General features: G+C 67.4%; 15 protein-coding genes. 3 read left to right on the top strand and 12 right to left on the bottom strand.

From position 1 onward, the window contains the following. Positions 1 to 168 precede the first annotated feature (168 nt). Complete coding sequence (locus tag ACFVTD_RS06175; protein WP_387559648.1) at positions 169 to 942, top strand: alpha/beta hydrolase family protein; 774 nt, start codon at positions 169 to 171, stop codon at positions 940 to 942. A gap of 35 nt (positions 943 to 977) precedes the next feature. Here the strand turns inward: ACFVTD_RS06175 and ACFVTD_RS06170 are convergent, their stop codons facing one another. The 10 genes from ACFVTD_RS06170 to glyA all read right to left on the bottom strand — a co-directional run bounded on the left by ACFVTD_RS06170 (position 978) and on the right by glyA (position 9,940). Beyond that, positions 978 to 1,949 (bottom strand): YihY/virulence factor BrkB family protein, encoded by a 972-nt coding sequence (locus ACFVTD_RS06170; protein ID WP_387559645.1) that lies wholly within the window; start codon positions 1,947 to 1,949, stop codon positions 978 to 980. 58 nt (positions 1,950 to 2,007) lie between these two features. Continuing rightward, the gene (locus ACFVTD_RS06165; protein WP_387559643.1) at positions 2,008 to 2,712 is read right to left on the bottom strand and encodes a 2'-5' RNA ligase family protein; all 705 of its coding nucleotides are present in this window, start codon (positions 2,710 to 2,712) and stop codon (positions 2,008 to 2,010) included. A 4-nt stretch (positions 2,713 to 2,716) separates the two neighbouring features. Next, positions 2,717 to 3,760, bottom strand: a complete 1,044-nt coding sequence (gene trpS, locus ACFVTD_RS06160) for a tryptophan--tRNA ligase (protein ID WP_387559640.1) — start codon at positions 3,758 to 3,760, stop codon at positions 2,717 to 2,719. A 16-nt stretch (positions 3,761 to 3,776) separates the two neighbouring features. After that, the gene (locus ACFVTD_RS06155; RefSeq protein WP_387559637.1) at positions 3,777 to 4,610 is read right to left on the bottom strand and encodes an exodeoxyribonuclease III; all 834 of its coding nucleotides are present in this window, start codon (positions 4,608 to 4,610) and stop codon (positions 3,777 to 3,779) included. A gap of 10 nt (positions 4,611 to 4,620) precedes the next feature. Continuing rightward, on the bottom strand, positions 4,621 to 5,184 hold the full coding sequence (locus ACFVTD_RS06150; RefSeq protein ID WP_387559634.1) for a hypothetical protein: 564 nt from the start codon (positions 5,182 to 5,184) through the stop codon (positions 4,621 to 4,623). 100 nt (positions 5,185 to 5,284) lie between these two features. Then, positions 5,285 to 5,614 (bottom strand): SHOCT domain-containing protein, encoded by a 330-nt coding sequence (locus ACFVTD_RS06145; protein ID WP_387559631.1) that lies wholly within the window; start codon positions 5,612 to 5,614, stop codon positions 5,285 to 5,287. Between the two features lie 150 nt (positions 5,615 to 5,764). Then, a complete protein-coding gene (locus ACFVTD_RS06140) occupies positions 5,765 to 6,430 on the bottom strand; it encodes a response regulator (RefSeq protein ID WP_387559628.1) in 666 nt (221 codons plus the stop codon). Further along, positions 6,427 to 7,563: a sensor histidine kinase gene (locus tag ACFVTD_RS06135; RefSeq protein ID WP_387559625.1), complete on the bottom strand. Its 1,137-nt coding sequence runs from the start codon at positions 7,561 to 7,563 to the stop codon at positions 6,427 to 6,429. The genes ACFVTD_RS06140 and ACFVTD_RS06135 overlap by 4 nt, the downstream gene beginning before the upstream one ends. A gap of 172 nt (positions 7,564 to 7,735) precedes the next feature. Further along, entirely contained in the window at positions 7,736 to 8,638 is a 903-nt protein-coding gene (locus tag ACFVTD_RS06130) for a bifunctional methylenetetrahydrofolate dehydrogenase/methenyltetrahydrofolate cyclohydrolase (RefSeq protein WP_387559623.1), read from the bottom strand. A gap of 3 nt (positions 8,639 to 8,641) precedes the next feature. Further along, the gene (gene glyA / locus ACFVTD_RS06125) at positions 8,642 to 9,940 is read right to left on the bottom strand and encodes a serine hydroxymethyltransferase (RefSeq protein ID WP_387559620.1); all 1,299 of its coding nucleotides are present in this window, start codon (positions 9,938 to 9,940) and stop codon (positions 8,642 to 8,644) included. A gap of 275 nt (positions 9,941 to 10,215) precedes the next feature. On the opposite strand from glyA, the gene purU reads away from it, so the two are divergent. Continuing rightward, positions 10,216 to 11,076, top strand: a complete 861-nt coding sequence (gene purU, locus ACFVTD_RS06120; protein ID WP_387559617.1) for a formyltetrahydrofolate deformylase — start codon at positions 10,216 to 10,218, stop codon at positions 11,074 to 11,076. 71 nt (positions 11,077 to 11,147) lie between these two features. Further along, positions 11,148 to 11,675, top strand: a complete 528-nt coding sequence (locus ACFVTD_RS06115; protein ID WP_387559614.1) for a gamma carbonic anhydrase family protein — start codon at positions 11,148 to 11,150, stop codon at positions 11,673 to 11,675. Here the strand turns inward: ACFVTD_RS06115 and ACFVTD_RS06110 are convergent. Next, positions 11,672 to 13,408: a flavin monoamine oxidase family protein gene (locus ACFVTD_RS06110; RefSeq protein ID WP_387559611.1), complete on the bottom strand. Its 1,737-nt coding sequence runs from the start codon at positions 13,406 to 13,408 to the stop codon at positions 11,672 to 11,674. The genes ACFVTD_RS06115 and ACFVTD_RS06110 overlap by 4 nt on opposite strands. Further along, positions 13,405 to 14,835: an amino acid permease gene (locus ACFVTD_RS06105; RefSeq protein WP_387559608.1), complete on the bottom strand. Its 1,431-nt coding sequence runs from the start codon at positions 14,833 to 14,835 to the stop codon at positions 13,405 to 13,407. The genes ACFVTD_RS06110 and ACFVTD_RS06105 overlap by 4 nt, the downstream gene beginning before the upstream one ends. Positions 14,836 to 14,933: the final 98 nt, after the last annotated feature.

The raw sequence follows: 14,933 nt of genomic DNA, 5'->3' as shown, positions 1-14,933 counted from the left end.
CAACTCCAGGTAAACGGCCGACGGCGTCCCTCACCACATGCGGTGGGGGGCGCCGTCGATCGTTTCAGCACTTATTCACCCCGGATGCCCTATCAGCTTTGGTCCCCAAACCGGGGGTTTGGGACCAAAGCTGATAGAGCAAGCTGTCCGTCCGCAGAAAGGGCCCCCATGTCCCACACCGAAAGAGTGTCCTTCACCGGTTCCACCGGCGAAATGCTGTCCGGCATCATCGACCTGCCCGAAGGTCCCGTCAAGGGCTGGGGTGTCTTCTCGCACGGCTTTACGCTCGGCAAGGACAGCCCCTCCGCATCCAGGATGTGCAAGGCGCTGGCGGACAGCGGAATCGGCATGCTGCGCTTCGACAACCTGGGCCTCGGTGGCTCCGCCGGTGAATGGTCCGCGGGATCGTTCAGCCACAAGGTGGCTGACACGGTGAAGGCGGCGGAGTTCATGCGCGGTGAGGGCAAGGAAATCTCACTGCTGGTGGGCCATTCGTTCGGCGGCGCGGCGGTCCTTGCCGCTGCGCGCGAAATTCCCGAACTCGATGCCGTGGCCACCGTGGGGGCGCCCTTCTCCCCGAAGCACGTGGCCCACGTGTTCGATGCGGCCCTGGACCGGATCCTGAGTGAGGGCAGCGCCGAGGTGGACCTGGGCGGCAAGCGGGTGGAGATCCGCCGGCACTTCGTGGAGGACCTGGAGAATGCCGACTTGACCGACTGCATCAGGCAGTTGCATAAGCCGCTGATGGTACTGCACTCCCCCACCGACAACACCGTGGGGATCGAAAATGCCAGCACCATCTTCCAGACCGCCCGGCACCCCCGGAATTTCGTCTCCCTGGAGGGAAGCGACCATCTCCTGACCGGCAAGGGCCAGGCCGCCCGTGCAGCGAGGATCATCGCAGCGTGGGCCGACCAGTACCTGGACGCAGCCACTGCCTGAACCCGGCGCCTGCCGCCCCCTGAGGGGCTCCAGGATCAGGTCTGGGGCGTTGCCCGCCGGGCCCCGAGGATCGCCTTCCGCGGGGCTGCCCCGGACTCCAGGTCGGCTTCTCGGACGGCGGACCACCCTGCCGAGACAAGGTAGACCTGGCTGACCAGGTTGAACCAGATGAGCAGGCCGATGATGATGGCGAACGGCGCCAGGATGGGGTTCCGGCTGGCGCCGCCCAGCAGCTCGGTGCTGAAGATCTGCAGGACAGTGGTGCCCACGGCCGCCAGGATGGTGCCTTCGAGCAGCGCCTGGCGGGACAGCTTCAACCCTGCGGCCAGCCGGAACATGATCAGTGCCGTGACCCAGTTCAGGACCAGCGGCACGACGATCTTCACGGAGGTGGTGAGGGGACCGGCGAGGGCATCGCTGAGGTGCAGGAAGTCCGAGACCCATCCGGCAGCGGTGCCGAAGACCAGCGAGGCGCCGGCACTGATGACCAGGGCCGTGCCCAGCAGCAGCAGCGTGCCGGAGTCGCGCAGCTTCATCAGGATGGGGTTGACCATCAGCGGCGGCAGCTGCAGGACGCCGCGGAGGCCGTCCCGGAGGCCGTTGATCCAGCCCAGGGACGTGATGATGGTGACGACGGCACTGATCAGCGCAGTCCAGCCGAGCCCGTTGGGATCGAGCAGGTCCTTGGGGTCCACCAGTCCCTCCCCGCCGTTGACCTTCAAAAGGCCGGGGGCGCTGGTTGCCACGCTGCTGATGATGGTGTCCAGTAGTGCCGGCTGGCCGCGCAGCACCAGGCCGGCAATCGAGAACCCGGTGGCCAGCAGGCCGGTGATGGAAAAGAACATGTTGAAGCCGATGCCGGCGCTCATCAGCGGGCCGTAGTGGAGTGTGTAGTGCTTGAACGCGCGCATTGGCCGCAGGACGTTCAGCCGGGCGGTCAGCCACTGCACCAGCGCCATCAGGGCCCCAAACTTCCCGCCGGACCTGCGGGCCCGGTTCCACTCCATCCGCTTCTGGATGACCTCCAGCTTCAGCTTGGCGTGTTCGGTGGGCAGCGGCTGTTGGTTACCCTGCGTCGGTTGGGGCGTCCTGGACGGCGTCCGTGGTGCGGGTGCCTTCGTGGTTGTCAGTTTCGGTCCCAAAGTCCAGCTCTTCCCGTAGCTGCCAGATGCCGTCGGCATCATGCTCATAGAGTCCCATGCTAACCACGGGGAAGGTGGCCCTGTAGTTTTTCAGCACCGTTTCGGCCTCATCCAGGCTTTCCGGGGCAACATCGTGGGCGATGGTGACGTGGGGATGGTAGGCAAAGGGCAGCTCGCGGTGCAGGGGACCCTGCTGCAGCTTGCGGTGCAGGTCCACGCAGTGATCGAACCCGTCTTCGACGTTGATGAAGACCACGGGTGAAACGGGCCGGAAGGTTCCGGTCCCGGCAATGGTGACCATGAAGGGGCTCTGGCAGCGGGCCACCTCGCGGACATGCCGGCGGGTGGCCTCCCAGTCCTGGGTGGGAGTGGTGGTCACCAGCGTGATGTGCGCCGGCACGACGTCGGCCAGCGGATCGCCAAAGGACGCCCGCCAGCGCTGCAGTTCCCCCGCGACCTCGGCCGGAAAGCCCAGGATGACGCCCACACTGATTTCTTCGCTGCGGCCCGGGTCATGGCCGGCCGCGGCAGCGTGGCCGGCCCCGTCTTCGAAGCGGTCGGCCAGGGTCCGCTCCACCTGGCCGGCAGAGCAGGCACCTCCCCTGGCGGTGGCGTTTCCCGAAGACATGGCGCTAGCGGACCCCTGCGAGGCTGAGGGAAGGCAGGAAACCCATGCGCTGGTACACCTGGCCCAGGGTGGCCGAGGCGATCTCCCGGGCACGTTCCGCGCCGAGGGCCAGCAGCCGGTCCAGCTCGGCGGGATCGGCCATGAGCTCGTTGGTCCGGTTGCGGAGCGGGGTGATGAAGTCCACCACCACCTCTGCGAGGTCCACTTTGAGGTGCCCGTACATCTTGCCCTGGTACTCCGCTTCGAGTTCCGCCACCGATTTTCCGGTAAGGGAAGAGTAGATGGTCAGCAGGTTGGAAACCCCGGGCTTCTCCTCGGCGTCGAAGCGGATGTCCGTGCCGGCGTCGGTCACTGCGGACTTGATGCGCTTTGCGGCGATCTTGGGATCCTCCAGCAGCTGGATGGCACCGTTGGGGGACTCCCCCGTCTTGGACATCTTGGCGCTGGGGTTCTGGAGGTCGTAGATCTTGGCGCTTTCCTTCACGATCGTAGCTTCCGGAACCGTGAACGTGTGGCCGAACCGGGTGTTGAAACGCTGCGCGAGGTTCCGGGTCAGTTCCAGGTGCTGCCGCTGGTCCTCGCCCACCGGCACCAGGTCGCTCTGGTAAAGGAGGATATCGGCGGCCATCAGCGTGGGATAGGCGAAAAGGCCCAGCGTGGCGGCGTCGGCGCCGGACTTCTGGGTCTTGTCCTTGAACTGCGTCATCCGGGACGCCTCACCAAACCCGGTGATGCAGTTCAGCGCCCAGGCGAGCTGCGCGTGCTCCGGGACGTGGGACTGGACAAAGAAGATGCTCTTGTCCGGGTCGATGCCGGCAGCAATGTACTGCGCCGCCACAATGCGGGTGCGCTTGGCCAGTTCGGCGGGGTCGAAATCCACCGTGATGGCATGCAGGTCCGGGATGAAGAACACGGCGTCGTATTCCGCCTGCATGTCCACCCAATTGCGCACGGCGCCGATGTAATTGCCGAGGTGCAGGGAGTCTGCGGTGGGCTTGGCGCCGGAAAGGATGCGCTTCTTGGCGGTGGGGGCAGTCTGGGTGGTCATGGAAAAACTTTCGTGCTCAGAGCTGGTAGTCGACTACCAGCGGGGCGTGGTCGGAGAAGCGGGTGTCCCAGGAGGCTGCACGGTCCACCACGGCGGAAATGGCCGATGCTGCCAGTTCCGGTGTCGCCATGTGGTAGTCGATGCGCCACCCGGTGTCGTTGTCGAACGCTTTGCCGCGCCAGGACCACCACGTGTACGGCCCGTCGACGTCGCCGGCAAGGTTCCGGTGGACGTCATGCCAGCCGATTTCCTCGCCGAAGAAACGGTCGAAGTAGGCGCGTTCCTCCGGCAGGTGGCCCGCCTTCTTGAGGTTGCCCTTGGAGTTTTTGATGTCCCGGGGCGTGTGGGCGACGTTCAAGTCCCCCACCACCAGCGCGTGGTCGCTGTGCTTGGTCAGCTCCGGAAGCCGGGTGCTCATGACGTCAAGGAAGCGGTACTTGTCGTCCTGCTTGGGAGTCCCTACCTCGCCGGAGTGCACGTAGGCGCTGGCAACAGTGAGTTGGACAGGGTTTCCCGCAGCGTCAGGGACGCGGAAATCGGCCTCCACCCAGCGCCCGGCGGTAGCGAAGTAGTCATCGCCAATGACGTTCCTGGTTTCGAGCGGCTCCTGGCGGGAGGCAATGGCGACGCCGGCACGGCCTTTTGCTTCGGCTTCGGCGTGCAGGATGTGCCAGCCTTCCCCGAGCAGCTCCCGGACGATCGCGTCAGGGGCGCGCACTTCCTGCAGGCAGAGGATGTCCACTTCGCGCGGCTCCAGCCACGCCGCCATGCCGTTTTTGTAGGCAGCCCGGAGGCCGTTGACGTTGACTGATGCGATGCGAAGGTGGTCCTTGTTCAATGCCGAGCTCACCCGTTCCACTCTAGTCGATGATGGTTCCGGTCACCGGCTCTCCGCTGCCGCCGGAGGACTTGATCATGTCGCGGGCATTGGTGGCTGTGATTTCGATGGTCTCGAGGGCGCGGTTGATGGTGTCCTGGTTGGCGGCCGCGCCCTTGACACGTTCCTCTTCGACCACGCGGATCTGCACCTGGACGATCTTGAAGGAGTGGTCCAGTTTCAGGTCGCGCACCTCGTCGGCCTCGGTGCGTTCGTAGACCACCCGGGTGCCGCCGTGATCGGCTGGGGCCTGCGCCGGGCCGCGGCCGGTTGCGGTGTGGAAGGCGCTTTGGGCCTCGGACAGCTTGGCGCCGGCCTTTTTTGCGGCCCGTTGGATGCTGAAGACCACGAACGCGGCCAGGGCAAGCCAGAAGGCGGCGATGACGGCAACAACCCAGCCGACGACGTCGTTCTGGTTGGCGGCGAAGATGACGGCCACGATGAACGCCGTCACCAGGACCATCAGGCCCGGCCCACTGATCCGGAACATCGAGAAACCGGCCCTGGCGGGTTTGGCGGATGACGAGGAGCTGCCCAAAGTTCGCATGCAGCCATTGTCTCAAACGCCGGCCCGTGCTCCGGCCGCCTTCCACCCCCGGCGAACAGCCCCACCAGCCTCCCCGGGGGACGGCATCGGGCGGACCCGGTCACTTCTGCCGGTGGTCTCCGTTGCGCAGGACCTCCAGCCGCTGCCGGTACTCGGTCTCGTCAACCTCGCCCCGGGCATAGCGCTCACGCAGCACTCCTTCGGCACCCTGGGCGGCCGCCCAGTGCTGGTTGCGGCGCCAGGTCCTGCGGGCCACGAAGATGAACAGCGCGATGACCAGGATCCAGAACAGGGGGAACAACAGGAACCAGGGGGAAAAGGCACCGTGCCAGGGTCCGTAGACGACCGTATCGGCGGGTACCTGCGCAGCGGTGGACAGGGCTGCAGTGGTCGGGCCTGCGGAGGACAGTGCGGTCAGTGAGGGCAACATTTCGATTCTCCAGACTCTCTTGGCAGGCCGGGGATCCGGCCTGGTATCGAGTCTCGCTGCCGCACCGCGCTGCCGCGTCCGGCGGCGGGAGTCACCTGCACGGGCCCGCGTACTCCCCCGGGAGGCCGGCGGCTGCACCGGGTACCGGTTTCAGCCTGCCCAGCCCGGCCGGACCAGGCCCGATTCGTAGGCCAGCACTACCAGCTGCGCCCTGTCCCTGACCATCAGCTTCGCCATGATCCGCGAGACATGGGTTTTTGCCGTCAGCGGGGTGATGAACAGCCGCCCGGCAATTTCGGCATTGTTCAGCCCCTCCCCCACAAGCTGCAGGACTTCCCGCTCGCGTTCGGTGATGCGGTCCAAGGCCACCGGCGGTTCGGCGGCGCGGGAGTGCCGTGCAAGCTGGGCCATGATCCGCCGGGTCACCGACGGCGACAGCAGCGCATCACCGTCGTGGACTATGCGGACGGCGCGCAGCAGCTCGGCCGGTTCTGTGTCCTTGACCAGGAACCCGGCGGCCCCGGCCCGCACGGCCTCGGCAATGTACTCGTCCAGTTCGAAGGTCGTCAGCATGACCACCCGGGTGGCCGGCAGCGCAGGGTCGGAAAGGATCTGCCGCGTCGCCTCCAGGCCGTCGCCGTCCGGCATGCGGATATCCATCAGGACCACATCGGGGCGCCACTGCCGGGCCAGCCGTACCGCTTCGCGCCCGGTCCCGCACTCGGCCACGACCTCCATGTCCGCTTCGGCGTCCAGCAGCGCCCGGAAGCCCGCCCGGATCAGGTTCTGGTCATCGGCCAGCAGGATGCTGATCATCCCGCCTCCAGCCCTGCACCGGCGGCCAGCGGGAGGACCGCACGGACCCGCCAGCCCCTGCCGGACGGCGCCGGACCGAGCTCAAGCCTGCCGCGCAAAGCCGCCACCCGCTCCCGCATGCCGGTGATGCCGTTGCCTTCGGCCGCTGTGCCGGCCCCGGCGCCGTCGTCGTCAATGGTCACCAGCAGCTCCCCTTCCACCGCTTGGATGGTCACGCCGGCCGTCCGCGCCCCGGAATGCCGGACCACATTAGTCAGCGCCTCCTGCACGATCCGGTATGCCGCTTCCTGCACAGCAGCGGGAACGTGTTCCGTATCCGGGCCGGCCTGCAGCTGGACCTCGAGTCCGGCCCGCCGCGCGTTGTCAACGATTTCCGGGACCCGCGCCAGGCTGGCCCGGCTGGTGGGGCTCAACGGCGCATCTTCCCGCAGCACGCCAAGCAACTGGCGGACTTCAGCCAGTGATTCCCTGCTCGCTGCCTTGATGGTCTCCAGGGCAGGGCGGAACTGCGCCGGATCCTTCTCGCCCAGATGCAGCGCCACCGAGGCCCGGACATTGATCAGGGACAGCGAATGGGCCACCACGTCGTGGATGTCCCGCGCCAGGGCGAGCCGGTATTCGTCGCGGGCAGCCTGCTCCGCCGCGGCCTCCTGGCGGCGCCGTTCGGCCACCCGTTCGCCGCGGAACCGCACCCCTTCCCCGATCAGGACCAGGATGGCCAGCCAGGAGGACCCGGCGAAGGCGCGGATGAAAGCCGCTTCATCGCCGCTGCGGGCGGCGGCAAGGAACAACGCCAGGATTCCCGCCGCGGCCCCGGACCATGCCACAGCGCGCTTTCCGGCCGCAGCCGTCAGGATCAGTGCCAGCGCAAAGGAGAGGACCACCGGGCCCCATGCGTAGCCCCGGGCAAGGTAGGCTGCGGTGGCTGCGGCAGCAACGGGCAGCATCACCAGCGGCGCGCGCCGGCGAAAAGCCAGCGCGGCGGGGCCGAGCAGCAGCAACGCCACTGCCAGGGGGTCCAGGGGCGTGTGGCCGGGCTGCCTCGCCGCAGCGAACGCCGAGCCCGCCACCTGGATCACGGCGACCACCACCACAATGACGGCGGTGGGCGGTCCCCTGAAACGGCGCTGCATGGTCCGAGCCTATTCCCGTGCGCTGCCAAAGTCGTCAGATGGGCGGCGTACCGCTTGTACTCCCCCGGGAGTAGGGGCACGGAGCAGCCTGCGCTGCGCTTAACGGCCGACGGCGGCACGGCACCTTCCATGCGAAAGGCACCGTGCCGCCGTCGTACGCCTTGGGGCGGGACTACCCCGCGACGCCTGCTGCGCGTTCCGCGGCTTCCACCACGTTGGTCATCAGCAGCGCCACCGTCATGGGGCCCACTCCGCCGGGGTTCGGCGAAATCCAGCCCGCCACCTCCGCGGCGGCGGGGTCGATGTCGCCGTAGACGCGGCTCTTGCCGGTCTCCGGATCGGTCTCGCGGGTGACGCCGACGTCCAGCAGGGCGGCGCCCGGCTTCACGTCAGCGGCCTTCACGATGTGCTTGACGCCGGCCGCACCCACGATGACGTCCGCCTGCCGCAGTAGCTCGGACAGGTTGGTGGTGCCGGTGTGGGTGAGGGTCACGGTGGCGTTGACGTCCCGCCGCGTGAGCAGCAGTCCGATCGAGCGTCCGATGGTGACGCCGCGGCCCACCACCACCACGTGCTTGCCGGCGAGGTTGTAGCCGTTGCGCTCGAGCAGCTCGATGACTCCCCGCGGGGTGCACGGCAGCGGCGTGGTGATCTTGTTGTTGACGTTGAGCACCAGCCGGCCCAGGTTGGTGGGGTGCAGCCCGTCTGCGTCCTTGGCGGGGTCGATGCGCTCCAGGATGGCGTCCGTGTCCAGGTGCTTGGGCAGCGGCAACTGCACGATGTACCCGTGGCAGGAGGGGTCCGCATTGAGTTCGTCAATGAGGGACTCCACCTGTTCCTGGGTGGCGTCAGCCGGAAGCTCGCGCTGGATGGAGTTCATTCCGATCTGCACCGACTGCTTGTGCTTCATGGAGACATACAGCTGCGAGGCGGGGTCAGCGCCCACCAGCACAGTGGCGATCCCTGGGGTGACGCCCTTGGCCTTGAGTGCGGCCACGCGTTCGGTCAGCTCGGCCTTGATGGCAGCGGCGGTGGCCTTGCCGTCGAGGATCTGTGCGGTTGTGGTGTCAGTCATGGGTTACCACTGCTCGTGCTGCGGGTACAGCGGGAAATCTGCGGCCAGCTTGTCCACGCGGGACTGGAGGGCCTCGACGTCGGCGCTGGTGCCTGCCTTGAGCGCGGTGGCGATGATCTCTGCCACCTCGGTGAACTCGGTGGCGCCGAAGCCGCGGGTGGCCAGGGCCGGGGTGCCGATGCGCAGGCCGGAGGTGACCATCGGCGGGCGCGGGTCGAACGGCACGGCGTTGCGGTTCACGGTGATGCCCACGGAGTGCAGGAGGTCCTCGGCCTGCTGGCCGTCCAGCTGCGAGTTGCGCAGGTCAACCAGGACCAGGTGCACGTCGGTGCCGCCGGTAAGGACGGAGACGCCGGCCTCGGCGACATCGGCCTGGTTCAGGCGGTCGGCGATGATCTTTGCGCCTTCCAGGACGCGCTCCTGGCGCTCCTTGAATTCCTGGCCGCCGGCGACCTTGAAGGCTACGGCCTTGGCAGCGATGACGTGCATCAGCGGGCCGCCCTGCTGGCCGGGGAAGACGCTGGAGTTCAGCTTCTTGGCCCACTGCTCCTTGGCGAGGATCACACCCGAGCGGGGACCGGCGAGGGTCTTGTGCACGGTGGAGGTGACGACGTCGGAGTATGGCACCGGGCTCGGGTGCAGGCCGGCGGCAACCAGGCCGGCGAAGTGTGCCATGTCGGTCCAGAGGAGCGCGCCCACTTCGTCGGCGATGGAGCGGAAGGCGGCGAAGTCCAGGTGGCGCGGGTAGGCGGACCAGCCGGCGATGATGACCTGGGGCTTCTCGGCGATGGCCTGCTCGCGGAGCTTGTCCATGTCGATGCGGAAGTTGTCCTCTTCCACCTGGTAGGCAGCGACGTTGTACAGCTTGCCGGAGAAGTTCAGCTTCATGCCATGGGTCAGGTGGCCGCCGTGGGCCAGCGACAGGCCCAGGATCTTGTCGCCGGGGGTGATCATGGCGGACAGTGCCGCTGCGTTGGCCTGCGCGCCGGAGTGCGGCTGGACGTTGGCGAACTCGGCGCCGAACAGGGCCTTGACCCGGTCGATGGCCAGCTGCTCAGCAACGTCAACGTATTCGCAGCCGCCGTAGTAGCGGCGGCCCGGGTAGCCCTCGGCGTACTTGTTGGTGAGGACCGAGCCCTGGGCTTCCATCACGGCGCGGGGGGCGAAGTTCTCGGAAGCAATCATTTCCAGGGTGCCGCGCTGGCGGCCAAGCTCCTGCTCAAGGACTGCTGCGATTTCGGGGTCAAGCTCAGCCAGCGGCTGGTTGCTGACGGCTGTGGTTGAGGTGGCTGTAGTAGTCACGAAGAACTCCTGGCTAGGGATACGGGCACTGCTATAGGTCAGGCTACCGGCTGGCGTGCTTCCGCACCGCGTTGATGGCAGGCGTGGAAGCCCGGCATGGTGCTGCTGCACTGACGCAGGGGCAGCCCCAATTCCGGCAAAACATGACCCTCGGCCCAGGCGTACGATCCGTGGTCTTCGTGATTGCCGCTCCCTGGTGGTTAGCCACCCAACGCCAGTTGCGACCCTTCCAGCCTACCAAAACCGGCACCCGCGGCGCGGGTAGGCTGTTACGCGTGAATCATGAGCAGCTGAACCAAGCGTACGTCGTCACCCTGTCCTGCCCGGACCGCCCCGGAATCGTCCACGCCGTGGCCGGAGCCCTGCTCGTGGCAGGGTGCAACATCATGGACTCGCAGCAGTACGGCAGCCCTTCCACCGGCAACTTCTTCATGCGGGTGGAAGTGACCACGGCAGCCCCGAAGTCCGAGCTGCGCGCCGCGCTGGAACCGGTGGCGGAAGCATTCTCCATGCAGTGGAACCTCGACACCGTCGGTGACAAAGTGCGCACCCTGGTGATGGCCAGCACCTCGGCCCACTGCCTCAATGACCTGCTCTTCCAGCAGCGCTCCGGGACCCTTCCCATCGACATTCCCGCCATCGTTTCCAACCACCAGGACCTGGCAGGCCTCGCCGAGTTCTACGGCATCCCGTTCCACTACATCCCCGTGACCAAGGACACCAAGGTCCAGGCGGAGGACAAGCTCCGCGCCCTCATCGCCGAGCACGACATCCAGCTGACCGTCCTGGCCCGCTACATGCAGATCCTCTCCGACGAGCTGTGCACCGACCTGACCGGCAAGGCCATCAACATCCACCATTCGTTCCTGCCGTCCTTCAAGGGCGCCAAGCCGTACCACCAGGCGCACGCCCGCGGCGTGAAGCTGATCGGGGCCACTGCGCATTATGTGACCGCGGCCCTGGACGAGGGGCCGATCATCGAGCAGGAAGTCATCCGCGTAGACCACGCCCGCACGGCCGAACAGTTTGTCCAGATGGGCCGGGACGTGGAGGGCCGCACCCTGGTGCAGGCCGTGCAGTGGCACGCCGAGCACCGGGTGCTGCTTGACGGCAACCGCACGGTGGTCTTCAACTAGGCCTTCCCCGGCGGCGGCAGTCGCATTCGGCATGGATGCCGCCGCCGCGAGGGGTGGCTTAGGGTGAAGCCATGGTTCCTCTCTACCCTTTCGCCGGCAGTTCCCCGGCTGTCCATGAATCAGCGTTCGTGGCCCCGTCGGCCTCGATCATCGGCAATGCCACCCTGGGCCCGGACTCCAGCGCCTTCTACGGCGTCTCCGTCCGCGCCGACACCGCGGCCATCACCGTGGGCGCCGGGAGCAACCTGCAGGACAATGTGGTGCTGCACGCCGACCCCGGCTTCCCCTGCACGGTGGGCGAACGCGTCAGCGTGGGGCACGCCGCCGTCGTGCACGGCTGCACGGTGGAGGACGACTGCCTGATCGGCATGGGCGCCACCGTCCTCAATGGTGCAGTGATCGGCGCCGGCTCGCTGGTGGCGGCCGGCGCCGTCGTGCTGGAAGGAACGGTTGTTCCGCCACGCTCCCTGGTGGCGGGAGTGCCCGCCAAGGTGCGCCGCGAGCTCAATGATGAGGAGTTCGACGGCGTCCGCGCCAATGCGGCGCGCTACGTGGAACTCGCGGCGAAACACCGCGAGCTCCACGCGTCTGAAGGCTAGTCCAGGCTGATCGGCCCGAACTCGTCCAGCAGATCACCCGGCCCGGGGTTGCCGGGGGCGGATGAGCCACCCAGGTGCTTCACCACGCCCCAGACTGCGTTCAGCCCGGTGGTGACGGCGCCCTCGGCCCAGCCGGCGGTGAACGAGACGTCGTCGCCGGCCAGGAAGATGCCGCGCTGGGATTCCGGCAGCTTGTCCTGCTTGAAGTGCGTGAACAGCCGCTGCTGGTAGCGGTAGTGTCCGGGCAGGTTGGCCTTGAAGGCGCCCATGAAGTTCGGGTCGGCCTCCCAGGACACGGTGATGGGCTGGCCCACGATGTGCCCGGCGATGTCCACGCCCGGGTAGATCTGCTCCAGCGAGTGCAGCATTAGCTCCACCCGTTCGTCCGCGTCCAGGGCAAGCCACTTCAGCGCGTCGTCGTTCCAGGTGTAGGACAGCAGGATCACGGCGGGCTGGTCCGGGCCATTGTCCAGCAGGTACGTAGCCCGGTTCAGCCTGTCCGTCAGGGTCATGGACAGGACCTCGTTGCCCGTTTCGGCATCGATGTCCTTCCAGAACGGCCGGTCCACCATCACGAACGTCTTGGAGGACTGCATGTAATGCGACTTCTCCATGGCGGTCCACAGCTCGGCGGGAAACAGCGCCTCCTCGGTGTGGATGCGGGTAGACAGCAGCCACGACTGGCAGGTGGTCACCACCGCCGGATAGCTGGCCTCGCGGCCCCAGCGCTCCCGGACCCGCAGGTTGCCGTCAGGGTCCCGGCTGATCCTGCCCACGGCGCCGCGGGGCGAGCCGGAGTGCAGCGAGGCCAGGGAGGTGCCGGCGGGCCAGTGAACCAGGTCCGACGGCGCGTGCTGCCAGAGTGCCTCGGGCAGCCGCTGCGCTCCCCCGCGGATGAGCCGGTGCTGGTCGTCCGCGTCCGTATAAACCACGCGGAGGATCTCCAGGATGGAGTTGGGGAAGTCGGTATCCCAGCCGCCGGTACCGAACCCCACCTGGCCGAAGGCCTCACGGTGCGCGAACCCTGCCTTCTTAAAGGACTCGCTGGCCGCGATGAACCCGTAGAAAGTCTGCTCATCCATGAGCGGGAGCAGTTCGTTCCAGAGTTCCTTGATCATGGGCATGTCCCGCGCCTTGATGGCGTCCTGCATCTGCACGAACTTGGCGCCGTCGTTGACTGCTGCCTTCCAGGCGTCGGCCACCTCACGGAAGAACGGCGGCAGGTCGCTTGGCTTTTCGGCATAGTGCTTCTTGCCGGCTAGCTCGATCACGGTGCTGGATGTTACGTCAGCGAGGGGGTTGGGGAAGTCCTGGGTCTCCAGCCCGAGCAGGTCCACGTAGTGGTAGAACGCCTTGCCGGAGACCGGGAACCGCATGCCGCCCAGGTCCGCCACCACGCCCGGCGCTGCGGGGAAGGCAGCCGTGCGCAGCCGCCCACCGATCTGGTCCGCCTCGTAGACCACCGGACGGAGTCCCAGTTTCATGACTTCATAGGCGGTCACCAGGCCGGAGAGCCCGGCGCCGATGACGGCCACCTCCGCGCCGTACAGTTCCGGCGGGACGGCGCCCAGGCCTTCCGGGTGGGCCAGGTAGTGGTCGTAGCTGAACGGAAAGTCGGGGTTCAGCATGGTGATGGGCGCTGACTGCCCGCCTGCGCCGCGCCCGGCTGCGTCCGCCGGCGGCGTGGAGGTGCTGGAGGGGTCGAAGGCGGGCAATTCGGTGGCGATGGTCATGAGAGTTCTGCTTTCACAGGTTCCTGGCTCGGGGCCTTGGCGGTCAGTTCACGGTAGTCGAGCTCACTCAGCGCCGCTACCTTGGAGTTCCGGCGTCCATAGCCGAAGTAGATGGCGATGCCCACCAGCATCCAGGCCCCGAAGACGACCCAGGTATCGGCTCCCAGGTTTGCCATCAGGTAGGCACACATGAGCGTGCCCAGGACGGGAGTGACGGGGTACAGCGGCACCCGGAAGCTCCGCGTCAGGTCCGGGCGGTTGCGGCGCAGGTGGATAACGGCGACATTCACCAGCGCGAAGGCGAACAGCGTTCCGATGCTGGTGGCATCAGCCAGGGCGCCGAGGGGCACCAGGCCTGCGGTGAGGGCGACGGCGGTACCCACAATGAGGGTTCCGGCGGCCGGGGTGCCGGTTCGCCGGGAGACCCGGCCGAAGACCTTGGGGACCAGCCCGTCCCGCGACATGGACAACAGGATCCGGGTCTGCCCGTACAGGACCGTGAGGACGATGCTGGCGATCGCAAGGACAGCGCCGACGGAGAAGACCAGGGCGATCCACGGCTGGTGGGTGGTCTCCTCCAGGATCTGGACCAGCGCGGCCTCGGTGCCGTCGAACCAGCCCCAGGGGCGGGCGCCGATGGCAGCAACCGCCACCAGGACGTAGATGCCGGTGACGATCACCATGGACAGCAGGATGGCGCGGGGAAGGTCGCGCTTGGGGTTCCGGGCTTCCTCGCCGGCAGTGGAGGCGGCATCGAAGCCGATGTAGGAGAAGAACACCCTGGACGCGGCGGCGGAGACACCGGCCGCGCCCATGGGCAGGAGCGGCTGGAAGTTGCCTGCGTTGAAGGCGGTGAAGGCAACGGCGCAGAAGAACAGCAGGATGCCCACTTTGACGATGACGATGGCCGTGTTGATCCGGGCGCTCTCCCGGGCTCCGCGGACCAGCAGGACCATGGCCAGCACCACGATGGCCACCGCCGGAATGTTGACCAGTCCCCCGTCGCCGGGTGGCTGGGCTACTGCGTCGGGCAGCACCTGCCCGAACGCCGCCAGCGTCTCATTGACATACTGGCCGGCGCCGACCGCCACGGCAGCCACGGACACCGCGTATTCCAGGACGAGGCACCAGCCGCAGATCCACGCCATGCCCTCGCCCAAGGTGGCGTAGGAGTAGGAGTAGCTTGAGCCCGCCACCGGGACCAGGCCCGCCATCTCGGCGTAGGACACCGCGGAGAGCAGGGCGGCGAGGCCGGCAATAACGAAGGAGATCCAGATGGCGGGGCCGGCAAGGGGCACCGATTCGCCGAGGATCACCAGGATGCCGGTGCCCAGGGTGGCCCCCACGCTGATCATGGTCAGGTGGAGGACGCCGAAGCTGCGGAGCAGCCTGGGGGCGCCTTCGCCGCCGTCGGCTTCGCCGACCATTTGTCCTATTGGTTTGCGCCGCAGCAGCTGGGCCCGGAGGCCGGGGCGTCCTGCGCTTGGCGCAATGGGCTTTTCGGTGGTCACAGGCACAGTCACCG

The organism is Pseudarthrobacter sp. NPDC058119, from assembly GCF_042884655.1.
Lineage (GTDB): Bacteria > Actinomycetota > Actinomycetes > Actinomycetales > Micrococcaceae > Arthrobacter.
Note: the sequence above shows the minus strand (reverse complement) of the source record. Positions and strands in the feature narration are given on the sequence as shown.

Excerpts from the sequence above, each read along its gene's own strand:
- ACFVTD_RS06140 (WP_387559628.1), bottom strand. The coding sequence starts at position 6,430 with ATGATCAGCATCCTGCTGGCCGATGACCAGAACCTGATCCGGGCGGGC.
- ACFVTD_RS06170 (WP_387559645.1), bottom strand. The coding sequence starts at position 1,949 with ATGGAGTGGAACCGGGCCCGCAGGTCCGGCGGGAAGTTTGGGGCCCTG.
- ACFVTD_RS06105 (WP_387559608.1), bottom strand. The coding sequence starts at position 14,835 with ATGGTCGGCGAAGCCGACGGCGGCGAAGGCGCCCCCAGGCTGCTCCGC.
- ACFVTD_RS06115 (WP_387559614.1), top strand. The coding sequence starts at position 11,148 with ATGGTTCCTCTCTACCCTTTCGCCGGCAGTTCCCCGGCTGTCCATGAA.
- ACFVTD_RS06165 (WP_387559643.1), bottom strand. The coding sequence starts at position 2,712 with ATGTCTTCGGGAAACGCCACCGCCAGGGGAGGTGCCTGCTCTGCCGGC.
- ACFVTD_RS06135 (WP_387559625.1), bottom strand. The coding sequence starts at position 7,563 with ATGCAGCGCCGTTTCAGGGGACCGCCCACCGCCGTCATTGTGGTGGTG.
- ACFVTD_RS06110 (WP_387559611.1), bottom strand. The coding sequence starts at position 13,408 with ATGACCATCGCCACCGAATTGCCCGCCTTCGACCCCTCCAGCACCTCC.
- trpS (WP_387559640.1), bottom strand. The coding sequence starts at position 3,760 with ATGACCACCCAGACTGCCCCCACCGCCAAGAAGCGCATCCTTTCCGGC.
- ACFVTD_RS06150 (WP_387559634.1), bottom strand. The coding sequence starts at position 5,184 with ATGCGAACTTTGGGCAGCTCCTCGTCATCCGCCAAACCCGCCAGGGCC.
- ACFVTD_RS06145 (WP_387559631.1), bottom strand. The coding sequence starts at position 5,614 with ATGTTGCCCTCACTGACCGCACTGTCCTCCGCAGGCCCGACCACTGCA.
- ACFVTD_RS06175 (WP_387559648.1), top strand. The coding sequence starts at position 169 with ATGTCCCACACCGAAAGAGTGTCCTTCACCGGTTCCACCGGCGAAATG.
- ACFVTD_RS06130 (WP_387559623.1), bottom strand. The coding sequence starts at position 8,638 with ATGACTGACACCACAACCGCACAGATCCTCGACGGCAAGGCCACCGCC.